This window comes from Rhodoferax sp. (genome assembly GCF_030653815.1).
Classification (GTDB): Bacteria; Pseudomonadota; Gammaproteobacteria; order Burkholderiales; family Burkholderiaceae_C; genus Rhodoferax.
The window spans coordinates 136569-162739 of sequence record NZ_JAURYQ010000036.1 but is presented as its reverse complement, the minus strand read 5'-3'; the positions used below and the strand labels follow the sequence as shown (position 1 = coordinate 162739).

27 protein-coding genes are annotated in these 26171 nt (G+C 59.6%); 17 read left to right on the top strand and 10 right to left on the bottom strand.

The genetic code is table 11. The features are described 5' to 3' along the window. Positions 1-37: 37 nt before the first annotated feature. From sdhA to Q7U49_RS12410, 4 genes are all read right to left on the bottom strand, one after another. Positions 38-1843, bottom strand: a complete 1806-nt coding sequence (gene sdhA / locus Q7U49_RS12425) for a succinate dehydrogenase flavoprotein subunit (protein ID WP_304764578.1) — start codon at positions 1841-1843, stop codon at positions 38-40. An 86-nt stretch (positions 1844-1929) separates the two neighbouring features. Further along, complete coding sequence (sdhD, locus tag Q7U49_RS12420; protein ID WP_304764577.1) at positions 1930-2295, bottom strand: succinate dehydrogenase, hydrophobic membrane anchor protein; 366 nt, start codon at positions 2293-2295, stop codon at positions 1930-1932. Between the two features lie 18 nt (positions 2296-2313). Then, the gene (gene sdhC / locus Q7U49_RS12415) at positions 2314-2757 is read right to left on the bottom strand and encodes a succinate dehydrogenase, cytochrome b556 subunit (protein ID WP_304764576.1); all 444 of its coding nucleotides are present in this window, start codon (positions 2755-2757) and stop codon (positions 2314-2316) included. Between the two features lie 190 nt (positions 2758-2947). Then, complete coding sequence (locus tag Q7U49_RS12410) at positions 2948-3712, bottom strand: GntR family transcriptional regulator (protein ID WP_304764751.1); 765 nt, start codon at positions 3710-3712, stop codon at positions 2948-2950. Between the two features lie 218 nt (positions 3713-3930). Between Q7U49_RS12410 and Q7U49_RS12405 the strand changes: the two genes are divergently transcribed. The 5 genes from Q7U49_RS12405 (at position 3931) to Q7U49_RS12385 (ending at position 10467) form a co-directional block, all read left to right on the top strand. After that, the gene (locus Q7U49_RS12405) at positions 3931-4917 is read left to right on the top strand and encodes a malate dehydrogenase (RefSeq protein WP_304764575.1); all 987 of its coding nucleotides are present in this window, start codon (positions 3931-3933) and stop codon (positions 4915-4917) included. Further along, positions 4854-5987: a CoA ester lyase gene (locus tag Q7U49_RS12400; protein ID WP_370654002.1), complete on the top strand. Its 1134-nt coding sequence runs from the start codon at positions 4854-4856 to the stop codon at positions 5985-5987. Before Q7U49_RS12405 ends, Q7U49_RS12400 begins: the two co-directional genes overlap by 64 nt. A 40-nt stretch (positions 5988-6027) precedes the next feature. Continuing rightward, positions 6028-8625, top strand: coding sequence for a bifunctional aconitate hydratase 2/2-methylisocitrate dehydratase (locus Q7U49_RS12395; protein WP_304764573.1), 2598 nt, complete (start codon positions 6028-6030; stop codon positions 8623-8625). A gap of 163 nt (positions 8626-8788) precedes the next feature. Continuing rightward, the gene (locus Q7U49_RS12390) at positions 8789-9436 is read left to right on the top strand and encodes a DUF47 domain-containing protein (protein ID WP_304764572.1); all 648 of its coding nucleotides are present in this window, start codon (positions 8789-8791) and stop codon (positions 9434-9436) included. 20 nt (positions 9437-9456) lie between these two features. Further along, a complete protein-coding gene (locus Q7U49_RS12385; protein ID WP_304764571.1) occupies positions 9457-10467 on the top strand; it encodes an inorganic phosphate transporter in 1011 nt (336 codons plus the stop codon). A 15-nt stretch (positions 10468-10482) separates the two neighbouring features. On the opposite strand, the gene Q7U49_RS12380 is transcribed toward Q7U49_RS12385, so the two are convergent. After that, a complete protein-coding gene (locus Q7U49_RS12380; RefSeq protein ID WP_304764570.1) occupies positions 10483-11004 on the bottom strand; it encodes a GNAT family N-acetyltransferase in 522 nt (173 codons plus the stop codon). 131 nt (positions 11005-11135) lie between these two features. Between Q7U49_RS12380 and rpsP the strand changes: the two genes are divergently transcribed. The 7 genes from rpsP (at position 11136) to hisC (ending at position 16074) form a co-directional block, all read left to right on the top strand. Then, positions 11136-11387 (top strand): 30S ribosomal protein S16, encoded by a 252-nt coding sequence (gene rpsP, locus Q7U49_RS12375; RefSeq protein WP_304764569.1) that lies wholly within the window; start codon positions 11136-11138, stop codon positions 11385-11387. Positions 11388-11396: 9 nt separating this feature from the next. Further along, the gene (rimM, locus tag Q7U49_RS12370) at positions 11397-11960 is read left to right on the top strand and encodes a ribosome maturation factor RimM (RefSeq protein ID WP_304764568.1); all 564 of its coding nucleotides are present in this window, start codon (positions 11397-11399) and stop codon (positions 11958-11960) included. Between the two features lie 10 nt (positions 11961-11970). After that, positions 11971-12738 carry a tRNA (guanosine(37)-N1)-methyltransferase TrmD gene (trmD, locus tag Q7U49_RS12365; RefSeq protein ID WP_304764567.1) on the top strand — a complete coding sequence of 256 codons (768 nt, stop codon included), beginning with the start codon at positions 11971-11973 and terminating at the stop codon, positions 12736-12738. Positions 12739-12811: 73 nt separating this feature from the next. Next, positions 12812-13195: a 50S ribosomal protein L19 gene (gene rplS, locus Q7U49_RS12360; RefSeq protein ID WP_304764566.1), complete on the top strand. Its 384-nt coding sequence runs from the start codon at positions 12812-12814 to the stop codon at positions 13193-13195. Positions 13196-13273: 78 nt separating this feature from the next. Then, entirely contained in the window at positions 13274-13945 is a 672-nt protein-coding gene (locus tag Q7U49_RS12355; RefSeq protein WP_304764565.1) for a CoA pyrophosphatase, read from the top strand. 25 nt (positions 13946-13970) lie between these two features. Then, a complete protein-coding gene (locus tag Q7U49_RS12350) occupies positions 13971-14927 on the top strand; it encodes a cobalamin biosynthesis protein (protein ID WP_304764564.1) in 957 nt (318 codons plus the stop codon). A gap of 64 nt (positions 14928-14991) precedes the next feature. Next, positions 14992-16074: a histidinol-phosphate transaminase gene (gene hisC, locus Q7U49_RS12345; protein WP_304764563.1), complete on the top strand. Its 1083-nt coding sequence runs from the start codon at positions 14992-14994 to the stop codon at positions 16072-16074. Between the two features lie 7 nt (positions 16075-16081). Here the strand turns inward: hisC and rsgA are convergent, their stop codons facing one another. Genes rsgA through Q7U49_RS12330 form a run of 3 tightly spaced genes read right to left on the bottom strand, consistent with a single transcriptional unit; the run spans position 16082 to position 18633 of the window. Next, on the bottom strand, positions 16082-16999 hold the full coding sequence (rsgA, locus tag Q7U49_RS12340) for a ribosome small subunit-dependent GTPase A (RefSeq protein WP_304764562.1): 918 nt from the start codon (positions 16997-16999) through the stop codon (positions 16082-16084). Beyond that, complete coding sequence (locus Q7U49_RS12335) at positions 16996-17328, bottom strand: 4a-hydroxytetrahydrobiopterin dehydratase (protein WP_304764561.1); 333 nt, start codon at positions 17326-17328, stop codon at positions 16996-16998. The genes rsgA and Q7U49_RS12335 overlap by 4 nt, the downstream gene beginning before the upstream one ends. 15 nt (positions 17329-17343) lie before the next feature. Further along, positions 17344-18633, bottom strand: a complete 1290-nt coding sequence (locus Q7U49_RS12330; RefSeq protein ID WP_304764560.1) for a M48 family metallopeptidase — start codon at positions 18631-18633, stop codon at positions 17344-17346. A gap of 37 nt (positions 18634-18670) precedes the next feature. On the opposite strand from Q7U49_RS12330, the gene orn reads away from it, so the two are divergent. Both orn and Q7U49_RS12320 read left to right on the top strand, forming a co-directional pair. Continuing rightward, the gene (gene orn / locus Q7U49_RS12325; RefSeq protein ID WP_304764559.1) at positions 18671-19261 is read left to right on the top strand and encodes an oligoribonuclease; all 591 of its coding nucleotides are present in this window, start codon (positions 18671-18673) and stop codon (positions 19259-19261) included. 261 nt (positions 19262-19522) lie between these two features. Continuing rightward, a complete protein-coding gene (locus Q7U49_RS12320) occupies positions 19523-21412 on the top strand; it encodes a DEAD/DEAH box helicase (protein WP_304764558.1) in 1890 nt (629 codons plus the stop codon). Between the two features lie 99 nt (positions 21413-21511). Here Q7U49_RS12320 and Q7U49_RS12315 read toward each other — a convergent pair whose 3' ends face one another. Beyond that, positions 21512-22078 carry a YggT family protein gene (locus Q7U49_RS12315; RefSeq protein ID WP_304764557.1) on the bottom strand — a complete coding sequence of 189 codons (567 nt, stop codon included), beginning with the start codon at positions 22076-22078 and terminating at the stop codon, positions 21512-21514. A gap of 138 nt (positions 22079-22216) precedes the next feature. On the opposite strand from Q7U49_RS12315, the gene lysS reads away from it, so the two are divergent. Then, entirely contained in the window at positions 22217-23782 is a 1566-nt protein-coding gene (lysS, locus tag Q7U49_RS12310; RefSeq protein ID WP_304764556.1) for a lysine--tRNA ligase, read from the top strand. A 12-nt stretch (positions 23783-23794) separates the two neighbouring features. Continuing rightward, the gene (gene ugpQ / locus Q7U49_RS12305) at positions 23795-24571 is read left to right on the top strand and encodes a glycerophosphodiester phosphodiesterase (RefSeq protein WP_304764555.1); all 777 of its coding nucleotides are present in this window, start codon (positions 23795-23797) and stop codon (positions 24569-24571) included. On the opposite strand, the gene Q7U49_RS12300 is transcribed toward ugpQ, so the two are convergent. Beyond that, the gene (locus tag Q7U49_RS12300) at positions 24555-24824 is read right to left on the bottom strand and encodes a hypothetical protein (protein ID WP_304764554.1); all 270 of its coding nucleotides are present in this window, start codon (positions 24822-24824) and stop codon (positions 24555-24557) included. The two genes, ugpQ and Q7U49_RS12300, sit on opposite strands and share 17 nt — an antisense overlap. Before the next feature lie 71 nt (positions 24825-24895). Here Q7U49_RS12300 and hemA point away from each other — a divergent pair, with 71 nt between their 5' ends. Next, positions 24896-26155, top strand: coding sequence for a glutamyl-tRNA reductase (hemA, locus tag Q7U49_RS12295; RefSeq protein WP_304764553.1), 1260 nt, complete (start codon positions 24896-24898; stop codon positions 26153-26155). Positions 26156-26171: the final 16 nt, after the last annotated feature.

Genomic DNA, 26171 nt, shown 5'->3' with positions numbered 1-26171 from the left:
GCTTTCTTGTAAGGGTCAAAACCAGCAGAGCCGGGGCTTAGAAGGTGCGGATCTTGGGTGGAATGGAGGCCACCGTCAGCGGCTTGAGGTTCACAGGCTTGTAGCTCAGGCTGTTGCTCGCGCTGTCCCATAGCGTGTGCTTGAGCCAGTTGGCATCGTCTCGGCCCAGCGGGCAGGTCGCGTCATCGGCCGCCCGGTCGTAATCTGCCACGCTGTGGGCACCGCGGCATTCGTGCCGTGCTGCAGCCGACACCATGGTGGACTGTGCCGCCTCGATCATGTTTTCCACTTCAAGCGCTTCGATGCGCTCGGTGTTGAAGATTTGCGACTTGTCGGTCAGCTTGATGCCGGTCACGCGCTGACGCAACTGGGCAACTTTGGCAACACCTTCGTCCATGCTGGCCTGGGTGCGGAACACGCTGGCGTGCTGCTGCATGATGTCGCGCATGTCTCCCGCCACCACCTGCGCGTACTCGCCGGTCGTGGCGGTATTGAGGCGGTTCAGCCGCTCCAGGGAAATGTCGGCACCGTTTTCAGGCAAGGATTTGTGGATTTCGTTTTCCTTGTTGAACTCGACGATGTGCTTGCCGGCCGCCCGGCCGAACACGACGATGTCGAGCAGGGAGTTGGTACCCAGCCGGTTGGCACCGTGCACGCTGACACAGGCGCATTCGCCCACGGCATACAGGCCCTTGACCACGGCGCTCGGATTGCCGCTGTTCGGTGCGACCACCTGGCCGTTGATGTTGGTCGGGATACCACCCATCTGGTAGTGAATGGTGGGCACCACAGGAATGGGTTCCTTGGTGATGTCCACGTTGGCAAAGTTGTGGCCAATTTCAAACACGCTGGGCAGACGAAGGGCGATGGTCTCAGCCCCCAGGTGCGTCATGTCGAGGTTGATGTAGTTCTTGTTGGGACCGCAACCGCGGCCTTCCTTGATTTCCTGGTCCATGCAACGCGAAACAAAGTCGCGTGGCGCCAGGTCTTTCATGGTCGGGGCATAACGCTCCATGAAACGCTCGCCATTGCTGTTGCGCAGAATCGCGCCTTCGCCGCGGCAGCCCTCGGTCAGTAGCACGCCCGCGCCGGCGACGCCGGTGGGGTGGAACTGCCAGAACTCCATGTCTTGCAGCGGAATGCCGGCGCGCGCCGCCATACCCAGACCGTCGCCGGTGTTGATGTAGGCGTTGGTGGATGCGGCAAAAATCCGCCCTGCGCCACCGGTGGCCAACATCACGCTCTTGGCGCGCAGCACGTGGATTTCACCGGTTTCCATTTCCAGCGCGGTGACACCCACCACATCGCCCTCAGCATCGCGAATCAGATCCAGCGCCATCCACTCCACAAAGAAGTTGGTGCGGGCCTTGACGTTTTGCTGGTACAGCGTGTGCAGCATGGCGTGGCCGGTACGGTCAGCGGCCGCACAGGCGCGCTGCACCGGCTTTTCACCGTAGTTGCTGGAATGGCCGCCGAAAGGGCGCTGGTAGATGGTGCCATCCGGATTGCGGTCAAACGGCATGCCATAGTGTTCCAGCTCGTACACCACTTTGGCCGCTTCACGGCACATGAACTCGATGGCGTCCTGGTCACCCAGCCAGTCGGAGCCCTTGATGGTGTCGTAGAAATGGTAGTGCCAATTGTCTTCAGCCATGTTGCCCAGGCTGGCGCCAATGCCGCCCTGGGCCGCCACGGTGTGCGAACGAGTCGGGAACACCTTGGACAGCACCGCCACATTCAGGCCGGCATTGGCCAGTTGCAGCGAAGCACTCATGCCGGCGCCGCCAGCGCCGACGATGACGACGTCAAATTTACGCGTTTGAAGTTTCGAGGTTGCAGTCATGATGGATTTTTTTGTCTTGAGTATGGGTTACAGCACACCCCGGGAAATACCAGGACATGCAAAGACTTTCTTTTCAAAAAGAAAGTTTACAAGCGCCACAAAGCTTCGATGGCGCCACCGGTGCAGGCAATCAGCCAGGCAATGGCAAACACGTGCATGACAAAACGCACGCCGTAGGGTTTGACGTAATCCTGAAAAATATTGCGCATGCCCACCCACACGTGGTAGAGCATGGAGAGAATGACCAGGAAGGTCAGCGACTTCATCCACTGCGGCGAAAAAATGCCGGCCCACAACTCGTAACCGATCGGGCCCTTGCTGAAGATCAGCTGCGCCAGCACCAGCACCGTGAACAGGGCCATGAGGACGGCGGTGACGCGTTGCGACAACCAGTCGCGCATACCGTAGTGGGCGCCAACAACCAGGCGGTGAGATCCGAAATTGACAGACATGAATGACTCCTGAATTTTTTAGTAAAGACCGAACAGCTTGGCGCCAAGCACCAGTGTGAGTGTGAGTGTGAGCACCAGCACCACGGCAGCCGTCTGGCGGCCGAAATCCTTGGTGACGTGTTCGTGGTGGGTGTCCATCCAGAGGTGACGCATACCGGCAATGAAGTGGTGCAGACTGGCCCAGATGATGCCCAGGGCCACCAGCTTCCAGATGAAACCCGGCAAGCCCAGCATGCCTTCGTTAAAAGCCGCCTTGAATTTCAAAAAAGAAATTTCAGAGGAGATGGAGTTGTCGAACATCCAGATGATGAAAGGCATCAGGAAAAACAGAATGGCGCCGCTGACGCGGTGCATGCCCGAAGCCAGGGAAGCCAGTGGCCATCGGTAGCTGATGAGCGATTTGCCATCAATGTTGTAGAACTCCGGACGTTTTTTTGCTGTGCTGGCCGCTGATTCAGACATACGATGCTTTCATGGTTGAGGTAACAACTGGGTAACCTTGAGTAAAAAGTTAACTGACAAATTCTATTGCAATGAAGAAAGCGCCCGACCCCTTGGGCTATTGGCGCAGTATTTTTGTCAATCAAACATTTTGAGCCGTCAAGGATGACACTTCAAACGGACTTCAAGCTGACATAGGTCAATAAATAGCTCATCCGAGCGTGTTGTGGTAATGATGGGTGTCAGTGCGGTAGTAGCCGCGGCGCAATTCCATAGGCTCATCGCGGTAGGTGTAGGCCACGCGCTCCACACTCAACAAGGGCGTTCCCAAGGGCACCTTGAGGTGCGCCACATGCAAGTCCGTCGCGGGAATGGCCCGAATTTTCTCTTCGGCACGCACCATGCGAACATTGAACTCGGTCTCGAACAAGGCGTACATGGGGCCTTGGTAGCTGGCCAGTTGCTCAGCCGTCAAACCCTTGAACGGGGCTGCGGGCAACCAGATGTCCTCCAAAATAATGGGTACGCCGCCAAAACTGAGCACGCGCCGGGCCTGCAACACGGTGTCGCCGTTGCGCAAGGCCAGCGCGCGGGCCACGTCGGCGGTGGCGCGACTGCGCTTGCACTCAATGATGTCCCGCTGTGCCGGGCCTTCGCTGCCCTGCGTGCCGCTGTCGGGGACCAACTTGAGAAACCTGAACTGCACTTGTTGCTCGGCATGGGTGGCGACAAAGGTGCCCTTGCCCTGGCGACGCGAGAGCAGGTTTTCGGCCGCCAATTCATCGATGGCCTTGCGCACCGTGCCTTGGCTCACATGGAAGCGCCCCGCCAGATCCATTTCACTGGGAATCATTTCGCCGGGCTTCCACTCCCCCACACGCAAACTGTTGAGGATCAGGCCCTTGATTTGCTGGTACAGCGGGCTGAAGGCCGGCGTTGCCGAGGAGGCCTGCAAAATGGCAGGCTCTGGCGCCATCAGAACGGGCTCGATGACAGGATCAGGAAAGGTTTGCATGGTGAATTTGTCTCGATTTTTGGCGTGGCCATTTTTGCTGAATCATATCTTATATAAGACATAAGACAAATTGACGAATCAGGGTTTTCCAGAGTACACTCGGTTTGCTACGGGCTTGGCCTTGCGATGCTCGCCCTGCGCCCACTGAATTATTTCTTAAACCTTCTGGAGATTTCGCCATGAGCAAAAAGCCCGTCCGTGTAGCCGTTACCGGTGCCGCAGGTCAAATTGGTTACGCCATCCTGTTTCGTATCGCTTCGGGCGAAATGCTCGGCAAGGACCAGCCCATCGTCTTGAGCCTGCTGGAAGTTCCCGTTGAAAAGGCCCAACAGGCGCTGCAAGGCGTGATGATGGAACTTCAGGACTGCGCATTTCCCTTGCTCGTTGGCATGGAAGCCCACAGCGACCCGATGACCGCGTTCAAGGACGTGGATTACGCCCTGTTGATCGGTTCGCGTCCCCGTGGCCCCGGCATGGAACGCGCTGAATTGCTGGCCGTGAATGCCGAAATTTTCACGGCCCAGGGCAAGGCCCTGAATGCCGTGGCCAGCCGCGACGTGCGCGTGTTGGTGGTGGGCAACCCAGCCAATACCAATGCCTACATTGCCATGAAGAGCGCCCCTGACCTGCCGCGCAAAAACTTCACCGCCATGCTGCGCCTGGATCACAACCGCGCCTTGAGCCAACTGGCCTCCAAGACTGGCAAGGCCGTGGCCGACATCGAAAACATGGCGGTCTGGGGCAATCACTCACCCACCATGTACGCTGACTACCGCTTCGCCACCATCAACGGTGCCAGCGTGAAAGACATGATCAACGACGCCGACTGGAACGCCAATACCTTCCTGCCCACGGTGGGCAAGCGTGGCGCGGCCATCATCGCGGCACGTGGCGTGTCGTCTGCAGCCTCGGCCGCCAACGGCGCCATTGACCACATGCACGACTGGGCCCTGGGCACCAACGGCAAGTGGGTCACCATGGGTATTCCCTCCAACGGCGAATACGGCATTCCGGCCGATGTGATGTTTGGCTTCCCCGTGACCTGCGAGAACGGCGAATACAAAATGGTTGAAGGTTTGTCCATCGACGCCTTCAGCCAGGAATGCATCAACAAGACGCTGAAAGAACTGCAAGACGAGCAGGCCGGCGTCGCCCACCTGCTGTAAACCACCCGTCCAGAGTCAGGCTCGTGACCCATCCGCGCGACGTCTTGCTGGGCCCGGCAGCGGCCTCACCCCTACCGGTGTGCGACCACTACTGCGGCGTCCGGGCGCGCATGGTCAAGAGCCTGGCTTTGCAGGCCGAACTGACCCAAGAATTGGGGACTTGCGCGTTTGACGTCACGCTGGATTGCGAAGACGGCGCGCCGGTTGGCGGTGAAAAAGACCATGCCCAGATGGTGGCGGAACTGGCTGAAAATACCTGGTCTGCGAGCCAGCCTCTGGCGCCTTACGGCCAGCCCCGCATTGCGGCCCGGGTGCATCCGGTCGACCACCCCGCGTTTGCCGGTGACGTAGCCACCATTGTGGGGCGCGCGGCACAGGCCTTGTGCCATGTGATGATCCCAAAGGTGGACTCGGTCGCTGACATTGAGCGCGCCCTGATTCACATCGACCAGGCTGAAAAAACAAGCGGGCGCACCGCGCCTTTGCCGCTGCACGTGCTGATCGAGTCACCGCTGGCGGTGCACCATGTGGCAGCCATTGCCGCACATCCCCGCGTGGAGTCGCTCAGTTTTGGCTTGATGGATTTTGTCTCTGCCCACGGCGGCGCGATTCCGGCCAGTGCCATGGGCACCTCGGAATTCAGCCGACCCGAAGACCTGGACCAGTTCAGTCATCCACTGGTGGTGCGCGCCAAGCTGGCGATCACAGCAGCCTGTCATGCCTTTGGCAAGACGGCCGCACATTGCGTGGTGACCGAATTCAAGAGCATTGCCAAACTGGAGGCAGCGGCCAGGCACGCCAGCCGTGCGCTGGGATTTGGTCGCATGTGGAGCATTCACCCCGACCAGATTCGCCCCATCCTGGCGGCCTTTGCGCCAGCGGCCAATGAAGTCGACCAGGCCAGTCGCATCGTTTGTGCTGCCCATGCGGCTGATTGGGCACCGATTTCACTTGATGGCCATCTGCATGACCGTGCCAGTTACCGCTATTTTTGGCAGGTGCTGGTGCGTGCCCACCAGACGGCCAAACTGTCAAGCCATGATCCCGCCCAGGTTTTTTTCTCGGCCTGATGATCAGGCCGTTCATTTTTTGATTTAGAAGGAGTTGACCATGTTGCAAGCCTACCGTGCCCATGTTGCTGAGCGCGCCACCCTCGGCATCCCCGCCCTGCCCCTGACGGCACAGCAAACCGCCGAGTTGATCGAGTTGCTGAAAAATCCACCCGCTGGTGAAGAAGCCATGCTGCTGGACCTGATCACGCATCGCGTACCCGCCGGTGTTGACGACGCTGCCAAGGTCAAGGCCAGCTACCTGGCCGCCGTGGCGCACGGCACCGAAAGATGCGCACTGATCAGCCGCGAGAAAGCCACGGAATTGCTCGGCACCATGCTGGGTGGTTACAACCTGACCCCGCTGATCGACCTGCTCGACGACGCGGCTGTGGCCGGCGTGGCCGCCGAAGCCCTGAAGAAAACCCTGTTGATGTTCGACCAGTTCCACGACGTCAAGGAAAAGGCCGACCACGGCAACGCCCACGCCAAAGCCGTGCTGCAAAGTTGGGCCGACGCCGAGTGGTTCACCAGCCGCCCGGAAGTGCCGCAAAGCATCACCCTGACCGTGCTCAAGGTCACGGGCGAGACCAACACCGACGACCTGTCGCCCGCCCCGGATGCCTGGAGCCGCCCCGACATCCCGTTGCACGCGCTGGCCATGCTTAAAAACAAGCGCGACGGCATCACCCCCGAAGACGACGGCAAACGCGGCCCGGTCAAGTTCATCGAGGACCTGCGCGCCCGTGGCAACCTGGTCGCCTACGTAGGCGACGTGGTGGGCACAGGTTCGAGCCGCAAGTCGGCCACCAACAGCGTGCTCTGGTTCACCGGTGAAGATATTCCCTTTGTGCCCAACAAGCGTTTTGGCGGTGTCTGCCTGGGTGCCAAGATCGCCCCGATTTTCTACAACACCATGGAAGATGCGGGTGCCCTGCCGATTGAGCTGGATGTGAGCCAGATGGCCATGGGCGACACCATCGAGTTGCGTCCCTATGACGGCAAAGCCCTGAAAGACGGCAAAGTCATCGCCGAGTTCAAACTCAAGAGCGAGGTCTTGTTCGACGAAGTCCGCGCCGGTGGCCGCATTCCCCTGATCATTGGCCGCGGCCTGACCGCCAAAGCCCGCGAGTCTCTGGGTCTGCCCGTGTCAACCCTGTTCCGTCTGCCACAAAACCCGAAAGCCACCGGCAAGGGTTTCACGCTGGCACAAAAAATGGTGGGGCGCGCCTGCGGTTTGCCCGAAGGCCAGGGCGTGTTGCCCGGCACCTATTGCGAACCCAAGATGACCAGTGTCGGCTCGCAGGACACCACCGGCCCGATGACCCGCGACGAACTGAAAGACCTGGCTTGCCTGGGCTTCAGCGCAGACCTGGTGATGCAGTCCTTCTGCCACACCGCGGCTTACCCGAAGCCGGTGGACGTCAAGATGCACCACGAGTTGCCCGAGTTCATCAGCAACCGCGGCGGCATTCCGCTGCGCCCGGGTGACGGCATCATCCACAGCTGGCTCAACCGCATGCTGTTGCCTGACACCGTGGGCACCGGCGGCGACAGCCACACCCGCTTCCCGATCGGCATCAGCTTCCCCGCCGGCTCCGGCCTGGTGGCGTTTGGCGCGGCTACCGGCGTCATGCCACTCGACATGCCCGAGAGCGTGCTGGTGCGCTTCAAGGGCCAAATGCAGCCCGGCGTCACGCTGCGTGACCTGGTCAACGCCATTCCGCTGTACGCCATCAAGTCAGGCGAACTCACCGTGGCCAAGCAGGGCAAGAAGAACGTGTTCTCCGGCCGCATTCTTGAAATTGAAGGTTTGCCAGACCTCAAGGTCGAACAGGCGTTTGAACTCTCTGATGCGTCGGCTGAACGCAGCGCCGCCGGCTGCACCGTGTACCTGAACAAAGAGCCGATCATCGAGTACATCAACAGCAACATCGTCATGTTGAAGTGGATGATTGCCAACGGCTACTCGGATGTGCGCACCATCAAGCGCCGCATCAAGGCCATGGAAGCCTGGCTGGCCGACCCGCAATTGCTCAAGGCCGACGCCGATGCCGAGTACACCAGCGTGATCGAGATCGACCTGGCCGACATCCATGAGCCGATCGTGGCCTGCCCGAACGACCCCGACGACGTGAAAACCCTGTCCGACGTGGCCGGTGCCAAGATCGACGAAGTTTTCATCGGCTCCTGCATGACCAACATCGGCCATTTCCGCGCGGCCTCCAAGTTGTTGGAAAACAAGCGCGACATCCCGGTCAAGCTGTGGATGGCACCGCCCACCAAAATGGACGCCAAGCAGCTCACCGAAGAAGGCCACTACGGCGTGTTGGGCTCTGCCGGTGCCCGCATGGAGATGCCGGGTTGCAGCCTGTGCATGGGCAACCAGGCGCAGGTCAAGGAAGGCGCCACGGTGTTTTCCACCTCCACCCGCAACTTCCCGAACCGTCTGGGCAAGAACAGCAATGTCTATCTGGGCAGCGCCGAATTGGCAGCCATTTGCTCCAAGCTTGGGCGCATTCCGACCAAAGCCGAATACATGGCCGACATGGGTGTGTTGACGGCAGCCAGCAGCAAAATCTACCAGTACCTGAACTTTGATCAGGTGCAGGATTACACCGATGCAGCAGCCTCGGTGAAGGACACCGCCACCGCCTGATTCGCCTTGCCCAAGCGGCGTCTCGAGGGACGCCACCTCTTCCCTTAACGCACCGTAGCCTCCGCTGCGGTGCGTTTTCATTTATGGCGCCGACTGGTTGACCGTTAAACTTGGGAAAGTCGTCAAACCGTCATGGTTTTGAAATATTCCCAAGGAGTTCCCTGTGTTTTTTGGCAAACTGCTTCCGCGTGACACCAATTTTTTCAAACTGTTCAACCAGCACGCCGACCACATCGTCGAGGCAGCCCATGCTTTTTCCAAGCTGGTTGCCAATTACGGTGATTTGGCGCTGCGCGAAAAATACCATCGCGAGGTGAACCATGCCGAGGGCGCCGCCGATCGCATCACCCATGAAGTCAACAAGGCACTGCACAAAACCTTCATCACGCCGATCGACCGTGAGCAAATTCACAACCTGATCAACACCATGGACGATGTCGCCGACCTGATTCAGGACTCCGCCGAGACCATGGCCTTGTATGACGTGCACCACATGACTGACGCCATCACCCGACTCACCGATCTGAGCGTGAAATGCTGTGAGCGTGTCCGCGTCGCCGTGCAATTGCTGAGCAAAATTGCCGATGCGTCCACCGCTGATGCCGCCCTGAAAACTTGCGATGAAATTGACAAACTGGAAAGCGATGCTGACCGCGTGATGCGAACCGCCATGAGCAAATTGTTCCGGGAAGAGCCTGATGTGCGCGAACTCATCAAGCTCAAGGCCATTTACGAACTGCTGGAGACCATCACTGACCGCTGTGAAGACGTGGCCAACCTGATCGAGGGTGTTGTCCTCGAAAACTCCTGATCGGCGCGAGGTTCAGGACTATGGAAACTGTACAAACTGCGCTATGGGTGGTGGTGGTGCTGGTCTTGATGGCCGTTGTTTTTGACTTCATGAATGGATTTCACGACGCCGCCAATTCAATTGCGACCGTGGTCTCCACCGGTGTTCTCAAACCAGGGCAAGCCGTCGTTTTTGCCGCTTTTTTCAACGTGGCGGCGATTTTTGTCTTCCACCTCAGCGTCGCTGCGACGGTGGGCAAAGGCATTGTGCTGCCCGGTGTGGTGGACACCCATGTGGTTTTCGGCGCATTGGTGGGTGCGATTGCCTGGAATTTCATTACCTGGTACTACGGCATCCCGAGCAGTTCGTCGCATGCCTTGATTGGTGGCATTGTGGGCGCCGCCATTGCCAAAGCGGGCGTCAGTTCGCTGATTTCCGCAGGAATTTTGAAGACGGTGGTGTTTATTTTTGTCTCCCCGCTACTGGGTTTTTTATTGGGTTCCGCCATGATGATTCTGGTGTCCTGGAGCTTTCGCAGCTTCCGGCCACTCAAGGTGGACAAATGGTTCAGGCGCTGGCAACTGGTATCGGCGGGGGCTTACAGTCTGGGGCATGGGGGCAACGATGCCCAAAAAACCATCGGCATCATCTGGATGTTGCTGATCGCCACCGGTTATACCAACGCCGCAGACCAGACGCCACCCAACTGGGTCATTCTGACCTGCTACACGGCTATCGGACTGGGCACCATGTTCGGCGGTTGGCGGATTGTCAAGACCATGGGCCAGAAAATCACCAAACTCAAACCGGTCGGCGGGTTTTGTGCCGAAACCGGCGGGGCAATCACCTTGTTTTTTGCCACTGCCCTCGGCGTGCCGGTGTCGACCACCCACACCATCACCGGTGCCATTGTGGGCGTGGGCGCCACGCGGCGGGCCAGCGCCGTGCGCTGGGGCGTTGCGGGCAACATCATCTGGGCCTGGATTCTGACCATCCCGGCCAGCGCCTTTGTCGCCGCATTCGCGTACTGGATCAGTTTGCAGGTTTTTTGAGGCGACAGCGCAACTTCACAGTGGCGCAACGCCGCTGCCTAAACCCAAGGTCTTGTCCATCAGCACCACGTCCAGCCAGCGCTCGAACTTCCAGCCGCACGCCCTGAGCGTGCCGACATGGTCAAAGCCCGCGCTGTGATGGACACCAATGGAACCCTGGTTGTGCGAGTCGCCGATCACGGCAATCAGCTTGCGCACACCGGCGCGCTCAGCCTGCGCCATCAATTCAGCCAACAGGGCGCGCCCCAAGCCTTGCCCGATGGCTGCTGGTGCCAGATAAATGGAGTCTTCAGCCGAATAACGGTAGGCCGGGCGCGGCTTGAACCAGTTGCAATAGGCAAAGCCCAGCACCTGAGCGCCATCGACGGCCACCAGGTAGGGCAGATTTTTGTCCAGCACATCGGCCCGGCGCTGGCCCATCTCGGCCTCGGAAGGCGGATCAAGCTCGAAAGTGCCGGTTCCATACAACACGTGGTGGGCATAGATGGCCGTTATTTGCGCGATCTCGCTGGATTGACTGGGGCGAATGATGGGCATGGTGGTGAAGAACGATATAATGTGCGGCTGTCTGGCGTGTCGCATAACCGGGTGGTTATGTCGCGTGTCTCAAACGCCAGGTTAAATGCCAATTTTCGTGGAAGTTATTCCACTTCCCCAAAGGATACATCATGGTCGTCATTCGACTCGCCCGTGGCGGTGCTAAAGCTCGCCCGTTTTTCAATATTGTGGTGGCTGACAAGCGCACCCGTCGCGATGGCCGCTTTATCGAGCGCATTGGTTTTTACAACCCGATCGCCACGGCTTCCGAGGAAAGCATTCGCATTGCCCAGGACCGTTTGACCTACTGGCGCAGTGTGGGCGCGCAAGCTTCTCCCACCGTGGAACGCCTGATCAAACAATCTGCTGCCAAAGCGGTCTGATTGTTGCTGATGCTGCCCGGCCTGGAGGCTGCCGAACTGCCGGCAGATGCCATCGAAGTCGGGCGCATCACTGATGCCTGGGGCATCAAGGGATGGTTCAAGGTCCTCCCCTACAGCGCCGATCCCGAGGCGCTTTTTTCTTCCCAAAGCTGGTTTCTGTTACCCACTGAAAAAGGTGTCAAAACCTTTGACGGCGTCGGCTTGCTGAAAGTCAAGGAAACCAAAATTCATTCAGGTACCGTGGTCGCCTGCGGGCTCGGTATCGATGACCGCAGTGTGGCAGACGCCCTGCGCGGTGCGCGCATCTTCATTTCGCGCAGCAGCTTTCCCACGGCCCAAAAAGACGAGTACTACTGGGTCGACCTGATCGGGCTGGACGTCGTCAACCGTGAAGGTGTTGCGCTGGGTCAGGTGCGTGACCTGTTGACCACCGGCCCGCAAACCGTGCTGGTGATCGACCAGCTACAAGACGGCAAATTGCTGGAAATCATGATCCCGTTTGTGGCGGTTTACATCGACGATGTGAACCTGAGCGAGCGACGTATTCTGGTGGACTGGCAAGCTGATTATTGAAAGCGGCATCATGCGATTTGACGTGGTGACGCTGTTTCCGGAATTGTTTGCCCCTCTGCTCAGCACAGGCATCACCCGGCGTGCCTTTGAATCCGGTCAAGTCGATGTGCAGTTGCGCAACCTGCGTGATTTTGCGCAAGGGAATTACCGTCGTGTCGACGACCGACCCTTTGGTGGTGGTCCTGGCATGGTGATGATGGCCGAACCGCTGTCTCAGTGCCTGGCAACCGTGCGCGCCGAGCGCACCGACGACGCACCCGTCGTCCTGTTCTCGCCCATTGGCCAAGTCCTCAATCACGCCATGGTCACGCGTTGGTCTGACAGCTGCGGTGCGATACTGATCTGTGGTCGCTACGAAGGCATTGACCAGCGCTTTATTGATGCCCATGTCACCGAGCAAATCAGTCTGGGCGACTTTGTGCTGTCGGGCGGGGAAATTGCCGCCATGGCGCTGCTTGACGCGGTAGCCCGACTGCAACCCGGCGTGCTCGGGGACGCCGACAGCCACGCCCAGGACAGTTTTAATCCGGCCTTGGATGGCCTGCTGGACTGCCCGCACTACACCCGACCCGAAGTCTGGCAGGGCCAGGCCGTTCCAGATGTGCTGCTCAGCGGCCACCATGTGAATATCGAGCGTTGGCGCCGAGACCAGCGCCTGTTGCTCAGCCAACGTTTGCGCCCTGAATTGATTGAACAGGCCCGCCGCGCAGGTCAATTGGACCGCGCTGACGAAACTGCACTCTCAGGCTATAATAATCGGCTATCCGATCCTCTGTAAGACCGCCCAGGTGCCTGGCACCGGGGCATACATCATGGTGATGCTGGTGCTGACATGATCATTGAAAGAACATATGAACCTGATCCAAATCCTTGAGCAAGAAGAAATTGCTCGCCTGAACAAGACCATCCCCGAGTTCGGCCCCGGCGACACTGTCGTCGTCAGCCTGAACGTGGTTGAAGGCACGCGTAAGCGTCTGCAAGCCTACGAAGGCGTGGTGATTGCCAAGCGCAATCGCGGCCTCAACAGCGGCTTCACCGTGCGTAAAATTTCCAGCGGCGAAGGTGTCGAGCGCACGTTCCAGACCTACAGCCCGTTGATCGCCAGCATCGAAGTCAAGCGCCGTGGCGACGTGCGCCGTGCCAAGTTGTACTACCTACGTGACCGCAGCGGCAAATCGGCGCGCATCAAGGAAAAGCTGCCCGCGCGCAAAGTGGTGGCAACGACTGCTGCTTGATCTGCCAGCGCCCAGCTCAAAAAAACCGCCTCAGTCAACTGTGGCGGTTTTTTTTCGCCCTGTTTTTCAGCCATCACCATGAGCTTGCCCACGATCGATCCACGCACAATACCGGTGATCCGGATCGACAACCATCTGCCGGCAATCGAGTACCCGAGGCTGCAAGCTGATGCGCTGCGTGCACGTTTTGCCGCACCACCCATTTGGCAGCCTGAGTTTTTAGCTGAAAAGAAATTCATGGACCGCCAGCCCCTGCCGGCTGCTGTGTTGCTGCCCATCGTGCTGCGCCCGGAACCCTCCGTGTTGCTTACCCTGCGCACACCCCATTTGAGTACCCATTCCGGACAAATTGCCTTTCCTGGTGGCAAGGTGGACGAGACCGATGCGGGCGCTACCGCCGCCGCCCTGCGGGAAGCCCAGGAAGAAATTGGCCTGACCGCAGATTTTGTCGAGGTGCTGGGTCAGTTGCCGGTCTATGTCACAGGGTCCGCGTTTCACATCACCCCGGTGGTGGCACTGATCTCGCCCGGCTTCGTCCTGAAGCCCAACCCGTATGAGGTGGCCGACGTCTTCGAAGTCCCATTGGCCTATTTGATGAACCCGGCCCACCATCGGCACCATCAGGTGGACTGGCAGGGTGGGCAGCGTCAGTGGCTGTCGATGCCTTACCAGGACGCCCACACCGAGCGCTTTATCTGGGGTGCCACGGCAGGCATGTTGCGCAACTTTTACCGTTTTTTGCTGGCCTGAAGCTCACAGCCGCTATGATTCGCGCATGAGCTTTATCTCTGTGCTGTTTGCCTTGCTGCTGGACCAGGCGCGCCCCCTGAGCCGCGGCAATTCGATCCATGCCGCTATGCGTTCTTGGGTCAGCTATTGCAGCCGCAACCTGGACGCAGGCAAATCCCTGCATGGCTGGCTGGCCTGGGGACTGGCGGTGGGCCTGCCTTCTGGCCTGGCCTTGCTGATTTACTGGGCTTTGGCTTACTGGGTCGGTTGGCCGTTGGCCGTCATTTGGAGCGCCCTGGTGCTTTACGCCTCCCTTGGCTTTCGCCAGTTCAGTTTTCACTTCACCGAGATCCGTGATGCCTTGGCCAATGACGATGATGCACTGGCCCGCTCGCTACTGGCCCAATGGCAGCACATCGACACCCAGTCCTGGTCGCGCAGTGACATCATCGGCCGCGTCATCGAGTTTTCAGTGTTGGCCGCCCACCGCCATGTTTTCGGTGTGCTGGCCTGGTTTTCCGTTTTGGCCGCGCTGGGACTGGGCCCCATGGGCGCGGTGTTGTACCGTCTGTCCGAATTTGTCGCCCGCTACTGGCAGCACAAAAGCCAGGCCATGGCGCAGCCGGTCAGCTCGGCGCTACAAACCAATGCCCGCACAGCCTGGCACTGGATCGATGGCGTGCCTGCGCGCATGACAGTGCTTGGCTTTGCCGTGGTGGGAAATTTTGAAGAAGCCATCGACGGCTGGCGCCGATACGCGGCGCAATCCGGCACCGACAATGACGGCCTGGTGCTGGCCGCCACCGCGGGTGCCATCAATATTCAGCTTGGAACGGTGCCGGGCACCGGTATACCCGCCTCAGCCGGCCCGGCCTCAGGTGCCAGTCAACGGCCAGCCCCCGAGTTGGCCCACCTGGCCATTCTGGTTGGTCTGGTCTGGCGCGCCGTGGTCATGTGGGTGGTGCTGTTGGCACTTTTGACGCTGGCACGACTCATCGCCTGAACGCAAACACACTACGCTTGGCAGCCAATTCCCGAGCCCCCATTTTTTTGAAGTGAACCCTCTCTTGAACGCCCAATTTATCAGCCCCATCGTCCAGCAACTGGTGCCCTATGTGCCAGGCGAGCAACCCAAAATGACCAACTTGGTCAAGCTCAACACCAACGAGAACCCCTACCCGCCGTCACCCCGTGTGGTCGCGGCCATCCAGCAAGCCGCACAACATGGCTTGCAGTTGTACCCCGACCCCGATGGCGGCACCCTGCGGCAAGCCATTGCCCGGCACTTTGAACTGACACCCCAACAGGTTTTTTTGGGCAACGGCTCCGACGAAGTGTTGGCCCATGCTTTTTTTGCCTTTTTCCAGCAGGGCTGCCCACTACTGATGCCCGATATCAGTTACAGCTTCTACAAAGTTTATTGCGGCTTGTACAGCATTGCTGCACGCACCGTGCCGTTGCGCGAAGGCTTGCAATTGCATGTAGCCGACTACGCCTGTCCGGCAGACCAGGACGTCGCCGGTGTGGTCATTGCCAACCCCAACGCCCCCACCGGCGTCGGCTTGCCACTGGCTGACATTGAAACCCTGTTGCAGTTGCACCCGAAACGGGTGGTTCTGGTCGATGAGGCCTACGTCGACTTTGGTGGGCAGACGGCCATGACCCTGATTGACCGCTACCCCAACCTGCTGGTGGTGCACACGCTGTCCAAGTCACGCTCGCTGGCCGGCTTGCGCATCGGCTACGCTTGTGGTCAGGCGCACCTGATTGAGGCCCTGAACCGGGTGAAAAACAGCTTCAACTCGTATCCGCTGGACCGATTGGCGCTGGCGGGCGGCGTGGCCGCATTTGAAGACCACGGTTACTTCGAGCAGACCCGCCAGGCGGTCATGAGCAGCCGCGAGGGTCTGGTACTGGCACTGGAAGACCTGGGTTTCGTGGTGCTGCCGTCGCAAACCAATTTTGTCTTTGCGCGGCATCCCGGCCATGAGGGGGCAGACCTGGCCGCAGGCTTGCGCGCGCAAGGTGTGCTGGTGCGGCATTTCAAACTAGCCCGCATTGACGCCTATTTGCGCATCAGCGTGGGCACGCCCGAACAATGTGGGCAGCTGGTGGCCGCCCTGGCCAAACTGGTCACAGCCAAGGGCTGAAACCAATTTAATACCGCCGCATCTGCTTCAGCTCGGCATAAAGGTCACTGTAAATTTGATATCGGTTCACACTGATACTGTCGGGCTTGTCGTCGGAATTCACCGCGGCGATCACACCACAACCCGGTTCATGCAAGTGGCTGCAGTTGTAGAACTTGCAGTTGCTGACATGGGGCTTGAGGTCAGGCATGTAGGCCGCCAGTTGGGCAGGGTCAATGTGGTTCAGGCCAAACTCCTGAAACCCGGGCGAGTCGATCAAGGCCGTTGTTTTAGCCGCATCCACCCAATACCAGGTGGTGCTGGTGGTGGTGTGTTTGCCGCTGCTCAGGGCTTGTGACAAGACGCCGGTTTGTACCAACGCGCCCGGAATCAGGCAGTTGATCAAAGTACTCTTGCCGGCACCCGACGGACCCAACACCAGTGTGGTTTTGCCTGCCAGTCGCTCGCTGAGTGCCGCGCGACCCGCGGCTGCGTCCGCCAGCGACAGCGGCAACACGTCATAACCCATGTGCCGATAAGGCGCCAGCCAGTTCCAGGCGCGGGCAAAGGGTTCGGTGAGGTCGCTTTTGTTCAGCGCAATGATGGGGGTGATGTGCTGCTCTTCGGCAGCGATCAAGGCGCGTGACAACTGGCTGCTGGAAAATTCAGGCTCGGCTGCAATCAGGATGAGCACCTGATCCAGGTTGGCGGCAAACATCTTGGTGCGCACATCGTCCTGGCGGTAAAACAGGTTGCGTCGTGGCTCAATTTTCTCGATTGTTCCTTCGTCTTGCGAGGCCAGCCACAACACCTTGTCCCCCACCACACCCTGGCTTTTTTTACCGCGTGAATGGCAAATCAAACGATCTCCGGCCGAGTTTTCAACCAGGAAATGACGCCCATAGTTGGCCACGATCAGACCAGGCGCGCGTTGAGCGTTCGTCATACAGGCACTGGATGGGCTGCACCAGGCAACGCATCCACAGCGACGGCCGAATCAAAGTCGGCCTGCGACAGACCGGCCACATCGTGCGTGTTGTAACGCAGCGTGCAATTGTCAAAGCGCACGATCAGTTCGGGGTGATGGTCACGGGTCTGGGCCAGCCAGGCCACGGCATTGACGAACGCCATGGTCTGGGCGAAGCCGGCAAAACGGAAGGTTTTCTGGATCACCACCGCCGTGCCGTCCCCGTCCAGACGCCAGCCCTCCAGCTTGGCCAGTCGGGTGACCACTTCGGTGGCCGTCAGGGCGCGTCTTTGTTGTACCTGGGACATGTTGGTTGAAATAAATCAGGCAGCCGCCGGAACCGAACCGTGCATGCGCGCCAGCCGCTCCGAGGCACCCGGGTGCGAATAATAAAAGCTGACATACAGAGGGTCTGGTGTCAGGGTGGAGGCATTGTCTTCATAGAGCTTGAGCAGTGCGCTGGAAAGATCCTGCGCACTGGTTTGCCCGACGGCATAAGCATCAGCCTCAAACTCGTGCTTGCGTGACACTTGTGCAAACAGCGGGGCAATGAAAAAGCTGAACACCGGCAGCGCCAGCATGAACAGCAGCAAGGCCAGCACATCATTGCTGGTTGCCAGATTGGGCTGTACCCCCAAGCCCGTGTAAAACCAGACTTGGCCGGTCAGATAGCCCAGCAAGGCAAAGCCAGCCAGGCTCAGGGCAAACATGGAAATGATGCGTTTGATGATGTGCTTGTGCTTGAAATGGCCCAGCTCATGGGCCAGCACCGCATCCACCTCGGGCGCGCTCAGCTTGGCCAGCAGTGTGTCGTAAAAAACCACGCGCTTGGCCGCCCCAAAACCGGTGAAATAGGCATTGGCGTGCGCGCTGCGCTTGCTGCCGTCCATCACGAACAAGCCCTTGGCAGAAAAACCGCAGCGCTGCATCAAGGCCGTCACACGGGCCTTTAAGGTTACGTCTTCCAGCGGCGCAAACTTGTTGAACAGGGGCGCAATCAAGGTGGGGTAGATCACCAACAGCAACAGGTTGAACCCCATCCAGAACAGCCAGGCCCACAACCACCACAGGCTACCGGCGGCAGCCATCATCCAGAGAATCAAAGCAGCGATCGGCAGCCCGATCAAGGCGCCGATCAACCCACCCTTGAGCAGGTCAGCCAGCCACAGCCTGAACGTCATCTTGTTGAAGCCAAAGCGCTGTTCCAACACAAATGTCTGGTACCAGGACATCGGCAAATCGATGGCCCCACTGATCACCACAAAGGCCACCATCAAGCCCAATTGCTGCGCCATGCCCTGACCCGTGAACTGGGTCAGCGCTTGATTCAGTGCCGAGAGCCCGCCCATCAAAGTCCAAGCCAGCAGCACCGCCGCACCCAGCGCGATTTCAATCAGCCCGAGGCGTGCTTTGGCCACGGTGTAGTCGGCGGCTTTTTGATGCGCCGCCAGGGAGATGGTGTGCGCAAAAGCCGCTGGTACCGCGTCACGGTGCAGTGCCACATGGCGAATCTGGCGCGAGGCCAGCCAGAACCTGAGCACCAGACTCAAGGCCAGAGCAGCGGCAAAAACCGAGGACAGTACAAGTGAAGCAGAGAGAAGCGTGTCAGTCATGGCGGGCAAGTTTAGGTCATCGGCGACAATTTGCCCCATGCACCACGCCAACACCCCCATCGAATCACCACCCCTGGCCAAATCGGATCTCAACCTGGTCTGGCTGGACTGCGAGATGACGGGGCTAAACCCGGAGCAGGAGCGCATCATTGAAATTGCGGTGATCGTCACCGACGCCCATTTGACCCGGCGCATCGAGGGCCCGGTGTTGGTGATCCATCAGAGCGACGAGTTGCTCGACAAGATGGACAAATGGAACAAGGGCACGCACGGCAAAAGCGGCCTGATCGACAAGGTCAAGGCATCCACCGTGAAGGAAGAGGAAGCCGAGAAAATACTGCTCCAGTTTCTGGCGCATTACGTACCCAAGAGCGGCGCCCCCATGTGCGGCAACAGCATTGGCCAGGACCGGCGCTTCCTGGCCAAATACATGCCCAGGCTGGAAGCATTTTTTCACTACCGCAACCTGGACGTGAGCACGCTCAAGGAACTGTCCAAGCGCTGGGCGCCGACGGTCTACAAGAGTTTCAAGAAAAAGCAACGTCATACGGCCCTGGCTGATGTGCATGAGTCCATTGACGAGCTGGAACACTACCGCAAGCACTTCCTGAACCTGCCCGCTGAATAAATTTCGCAAGATACATAAGTAGAAACCCGAATTCATGGCATAATTTGCGGCTTCGCTGAAATAGCAGCGAATTTTGCACATCTCCCAACATTCACTGGGTCTGCAGCCAGGTTGATTTCCAACCTGCCTCAAAAAGACCCCCTGCTTCCAGACGCACTCACCTTGTTGAGTCAAAGCCGGTTCCGTTTGATGGTTGATGTTTTTTAACCACCACACGGATCCACCGCACAACTTGCGGGGCTTCGCGTATGAGGACATTCCATGACTGACGCTTCTTTAGCGGCTGGCGAACTTTCGTCTGCCGAAAACCTTTCCAACGACATCAACTTGCTGCCACACGATGGCGTTGATACGATTGACGCCACCGAGGCAGCAGCCCCCGTGGTTGAAGACATTCCCAACGGTTTTGTCACCCTGGGCCTGGCCCCGGAGCTGATTGCTGCCGTGAAAGACCTGGGCTTTACCCAACCGACCACGGTGCAGCTGAAAACAATTCCGCTCGCCATGCAAGGCGTGCCCACTGAGGGCAAGGCTGCCAAATTTGTCGACCTGATGGTGTCAAGCCAGACCGGTAGCGGCAAAACAGCTGCTTTTCTGTTGCCCGTGTTGCACACCTTGCTCAAGCAGCAAGAACAAATTGAAATCGATGCCCGCGCTGACTACGAGCGCGCTGTGGCTGAGGCCGCTGAAAAAGGCGAAGCTCCGCCAAAGCGTGCCAAGCGCAAAGACCCGACCAACCCGCGTCATTTCAGTGCCCCCACCCCGGGTGCGCTGATTGTTTGCCCAACCCGCGAACTGGCACAGCAAGTCGCCCACGACGCGATTGACCTGGTGCAACATTGCCGTGGTCTGCGCGTGGCCAACATCGTGGGCGGCATGCCTTACCAATTGCAGATTGCCAAGCTGCAAAACGCCAATCTGGTGGTGGCTACTCCAGGCCGTCTGCTGGACCTGCAGCGCTCCATGCAAATCAAGCTCGACCAGGTGCAGTTCCTGGTGGTCGACGAAGCCGACCGCATGCTGGATCTTGGCTTCTCGGATGACCTGGCTGAAATCAACCAGCTCACCATTGACCGCAAGCAAACCATGATGTTCAGCGCCACCTTTGCGCCGCGCATTCAGCAACTGGCTTCCCGCGTGATGCGCGAACCCCAGCGCATCACCATCGACAGTCCGCAAGAAAAACACGCCAACATCAAGCAAGTGCTGTTCTGGGCTGACAACGCCCAGCACAAGCGCAAATTGCTCGACCATTGGCTGCGCGACACCACGATCAACCAGGCCATCGTTTTTGCCAGCACGCAAATTGAATGTGATGGTCTGGCCAACGACCTGCAACAAGATGGCTTCGATGCCGTCGCCTTGCACGGTGCCCTGAGCCAGGGTCTGCGCAACCGCCGCCTGATGGCACTGCGCCAGGGCCAGGTGCAGATCCTGGTGGCGACCGATGTGGCAGCCCGCGGCATTGACGTGCCCACGGTCACCCACGTGTTCAACTTTGGCCTGCCGATGAAAGCCGAAGACTACACCCACCGCATTGGCCGTACCGGTCGTGCTGGCCGTGACGGCCTGGCCGTGACCTTCGCCGAATTGCGTGATCGCCGCAAGATTTTTGACATCGAATCGTTCAACCGCCAGCCCATCAAGGCCGAAGTGGTGCCAGGCCTGGAACCCAAGCAGCGCATTCCCGAGTCACGTCCCAACAGCTTTGGCGGCCGCGACAACCGGGGTGGTGGCGACTTCAACAGCCGTGACCGCAAATTTGGTGGCGGTGGCCGCAGCGGTGGCTTTGACGCGCCACGTGGCAACTTTGACGCGCCACGTGGCGGCTTCGGCGACCGCAATGCCAGTGGCCCCCGCATGGTGGGCGCTGGTAATTTCCCGAACAACAACGGCGGCGGTTTTGCCGGCCGCGAAGACCGCTCATTTGCCCCACGCGAAAGCGCGCCACGTGAAGGTTTCAACTACGAACGCAAGGGTGGTTTCAACGACCGCTTTGCCAGCGACCGCAACGCTGGGGCAGCACCCCGCGGTGATTTTGCTGCCCGCAAGCCACCCTTCGGTAAACCCGCATTTGCCAAACCCGCGGGTGGTGGCAAAGTGTTTGTACCGCGTGACGCACAAAAACGTTTTTCCAAAAACGACCGCTGATCAGACCTGACAGCTGACCAAGCCCGCTGATTGAAAAGTCAGCGGGCTTTTTTGCGCCCGGGTGCGCTACGCAACGACAGGGATCGCCGGGAGCACTGGTCAAGCACCGCCCAAAACACCTGCCTGCAAGCCGCCCAGCACAATGGCTGCAATTTGCAAAATCAGCAGCAGCACCAGGGGCGACAAATCAATGCCGCCCACCAAAGGCAAGATGCGGCGAATGGGACGCAACAGCGGCTCGACCAAACGCGCCATCACGTCACTGATGACCGACGAGGTAGGTACCCAGGACAACACAGCATACACAATCACGACCACCGTCAAGCCCGTGATGGCCATGCTCAGCAAGCCGAACACCGCCAGCAACGGCAACACAAACAGACCACCGCCGGCACCGGCAATGAGCCAAAGCAAGCCGAATTTGGCCAACTGCAGCAAAATAGCTGCGACCAGGCTCGCCGTGTCCAGCGCACCCACCGACGGCAACACGCGGCGCAATGGCAGCACGATCCAGTCGGTCAGCGCAAAGACAAAGCGCCCCAGCGGGTTGCCCGAGCGGGCCGACATCGGGATGCGCAGGAACTGCATGTACAGCCGCAGCAGGCAGGCACCACCCACCACGCCCACCACGACCTCAAGCAACAGGGAAATAATCTGATAAAGCATGGCATCACTGCAGGTTTGAGAAGCAGCGGCAATGATAACGAGCGGCGCGCTAGCTCTTAAAATGTGAGGTTCTGTCGAAACCGCCTTTGTTTTGCTGCCCGCTTGATGGCGTGAATGCAGCTTTTATGAATGACCCACATGTCTGACCACACCACCGACCCCTCCCTCCATCCCGTTGCGCAGGATGAAAACCAGTTGATCCTGGAGCGCCGCGAGAAACTCAAGGCCTTGCGCCAGGCGCAGCTTGAGGGCAAGGGCGTTGCCTTCCCGAACGACTTCAAGCCCGCCGACCATGCCGCCGACCTGTTTCTGGCACACGCCGGGCAAACGCCCGAAGGTTTGACTGAACAAGGCACCAAGGCCAAAGTGGCCGGTCGCATGATGCTCAAGCGTGTCATGGGCAAGGCCAGTTTTGCCACGCTGCAAGACAGCACCGGGCGGATCCAGATCTACATCAAGGGAGAAGATGTGGGGGCCGATGTTTACGCCGGTTTCAAGCATTGGGATCTGGGCGACATCGTGGCCGCCGAAGGTCTGGTCTTCAAAACCAAGACCGGCGAGCTCTCCATTCACGCCAGCAGCATCCGCCTGTTGACCAAAAGCCTGCGCCCGATGCCCGACAAGTTTCACGGCATGGCCGACCAGGAGATCAAGTACCGCCAGCGTTATGTCGACCTGATGACCGACGAAGACACACGCAAGCGCTTCGTGGCGCGCAGCAAGGCCGTGTCGGGCATTCGTGAATTCATGGTGGCGCACAACTTCCTTGAAGTTGAAACTCCCATGCTGCACCCGATTCCGGGCGGCGCCAATGCCAAGCCCTTCACCACCCACCACAATGCGCTGGACCAGCAGATGTTCTTGCGCATTGCGCCCGAGCTCTACCTCAAGCGCCTGATCGTTGGCGGCTTTGACCGCGTGTTTGAGATCAACCGCAGCTTCCGCAACGAAGGCATCAGCGTGCGGCACAACCCTGAATTCACCATGATGGAGTTCTATGCGGCGTACTGGGACTACCAGGACCTCATGACCTTCACCGAAGCCTTGATTCGTGATGCCGCGCAACGCGCCCTGGGCACCCTGCAGCTCAGCTACGCGGGCAAGGCGGTGGATGTGAGCAAGCCCTTTGAGCGCCTGACCATCACCGAGGCCATCTGCAAGTACACCGAGGCAGGCCAGATGCTTGACGACGGTTCGGGCTTGAAGGTCAATAGCGCCGCATGGCTGCGCTCCGTGCTGCCCAAACTCGGCATCACAGAGGCCAAACACCACATTTCCACCCGCAGCCTGCCCAGCTTGCAGGTGCTGTACTTTGAAGAAACCGTCGAAGAGCAACTCTGGCAACCGACCTTCATCATGGAGCACCCGACCGAAATCTCGCCACTGGCGCGCGCCAACGACAGCCGTCCGGAAGTGACCGAGCGCTTCGAGCTCTACATCACGGGTCGCGAATTCGGCAATGGCTTCAGCGAGTTGAACGATGCCGAGGAGCAAGCCGCCCGCTTCCAGGCGCAGGTCGCCGCCAAGGATGAGGGCGACGATGAAGCCATGTATTACGACCATGACTTCATTCGCGCCCTGGAGTACGGCATGCCGCCCACCGGCGGCTGCGGCGTGGGTCTGGACCGGCTGATGATGCTGCTCACCGACAGCAGCAGCATCCGCGACGTGATCCTGTTCCCGGCCCTGCGCCGCGAAGCCTGAGAAAAATAGCCCATGCCGCCCAGCCCTTGGCCTTACCCGCGCTGGATCGCCCACCGCGGCGCTGGCCAACTGGCCCCGGAGAACACCCTGGCGGCCTTTCGGCTGGGGGCCAGCCACGGCTATCGCATGTTCGAGTGCGATGTCAAACTGAGCAGTGACGGCGTGCCCTTTTTGCTGCACGACGACAGCCTGACCCGCACCACCGATGCCGCGGAAAAGCTGGGGGCCAACAGCGATGTGATCGCCGGCAACCATCCCTGGGGCGTACTGGCCCAGCTCGATGCCGGCAGTTGGCATTCGCGCCGCTTTGCCGGCGAGCCTTTGCCCACCCTGGACGCCATTGCCCGCTTTTGCTTACGCAATGGGTACTGCATCAATATCGAAATCAAACCCTCGCCGGGCCAGGAGCGTCAGACCGGTGACGTGGTGGCCCGACACGTCGCACGGCTGTGGCAAAACGCCAGCGTGCCGCCGTTGCTGACGTCCTTTGAGGTGCCAGCCCTGGAGGCGGCCATGGCGGCCCAGCCTGAGTTGCCACGGGGTCTGCTGCTTGAGGCACTTTGGCCTGGCTGGCTGGAAACCGCGCAACGCCTGGGCTGTGTCGCCATCATCTGTGACCATGTGTTGTGGGATCAGGTCAGCGTCACGCAGGCTCAAAGTGCTGGTTTCAAGACCCTGAGTTACACCGTCAACGAAGAAGCCGCAGCCCGGCGCCTGCTGGACCTGGATATCGACGGCATCATCACCGATCGGATCGACCTGTTTGCGCCGGTCAGCCTTTGCGCATGAACCATTGGCCGGAAGCGGCCGTGGCGACCAAGGCCAGATAAGTCAGCATCTTGCCATCCTGGCCCAACAGCACCAAGCCGAGCGCCAGCACCACCAGACCTGCTGCAAATAGGAGTCCAAACTGCCTGGGTCGGGAATAAGCCGAGGCCCTTTTTCCGGTCAACAACGGGGCCAGCCACGGGAGCAGCAAGGCCAGCCAAAAAGCCGGGGCCGCAAAATTGACAGCATGGTTCAGCAGGTCGAGCGGTCCCATCAGGCCACCTCAAGGGAAAAGAAAAAATGATACAGGTCAAAGCACATAATGGCTGATTTTATAATTCAAGCATGGCAGTCTGGGCATTAGGCATCAATCACACCACCGCACCGCTCGATCTGCGCGGCCGGTTTGCGTTCGCCATCGACCAGGTCGAACCCACTTTGCATGCCTTGCGCGGCGCCCTGACCCGCGTGCCAGAAGCCGCCCTGATCTCCACCTGCAACCGCACGGAAATTTATTGTGCCGGCGAACAAGCCCAACTGGAACCCACCCTGGCTTGGCTGGCGCAATGCGGTGGCGTGCCTGCCGAGCTGTTGCGCGCCCATTCCTACACGCTCAACGACGGCCTGGCGGCACGACACGCTTTCCGGGTTGCCAGCGGACTCGATTCGATGGTGCTGGGCGAGCCGCAGATTCTGGGCCAGATCAAGGATGCCGTGCGTGCCGCCGAGGCGGCCGGCGCCTTGGGCACCACGCTGAGTCAGCTTTTTCAGCGCTCGTTTGCGGTCGCCAAGGAAGTCCGCACCTCAACCGAAATCGGTGCCCACTCGATCAGCATGGCCGCCGCCGCCGTGCGCCTGGCCGGGCAACTGTTTGAAGACCTGAGCGAGGTCAGAGTTCTGTTTGTTGGTGCTGGCGAAATGATTGACCTGTGCGCCACCCACTTTGCTGCCAAGAGCCCGAAAAGCATCGCCATTGCCAACCGCACCCTGGCACGCGGCGAAGAGCTTGCAGCCAAATTTGGAGCGGAAGTGATGCGTCTGGCCGACCTGCCGGACCGTTTGCATGAATTTGATGCAGTCATCAGTTGCACCGCCAGCACCCTGCCCCTGATCGGGCTGGGGTCGGTCGAACGTGCCCTCAAAACACGTCGCCACCGACCCATGTTCATGGTCGATCTGGCGGTACCGCGCGACATCGAGATCGAGGTCAAGGCGCTGGAAGATGTCTACCTCTATACCGTGGATGACCTGGCCGGCGTGGTGCAAACCGCGCAAGCCAACCGACAAGCTGCCGTGGCCCAGGCCGAAGCCATTGTGGACGCCGGGGTCCAAAGCTTCCTGCACTGGATCGAGCAGCGCAGCACGGTGCCTTTGATCCAGCAACTCAACGCTCAGGCCGATGAATGGCGTGCCAGTGAGATTGCACGCGCCCGCAAATTGCTGGCCAAAGGGGAAGACGTGGACGCGGTGCTGGAAGCCCTCAGCAAAGGCCTCACACAAAAAATGCTACACGGTGCCATGGCGGAACTGCGCGGTGGCGACAGCCACACCCGCGAGCGCGCCAGCGCCGCAGTGCAGCATTTCTTTTTGCGCAAAGAGCGTTAGCGGCGCTGCCTGCCGC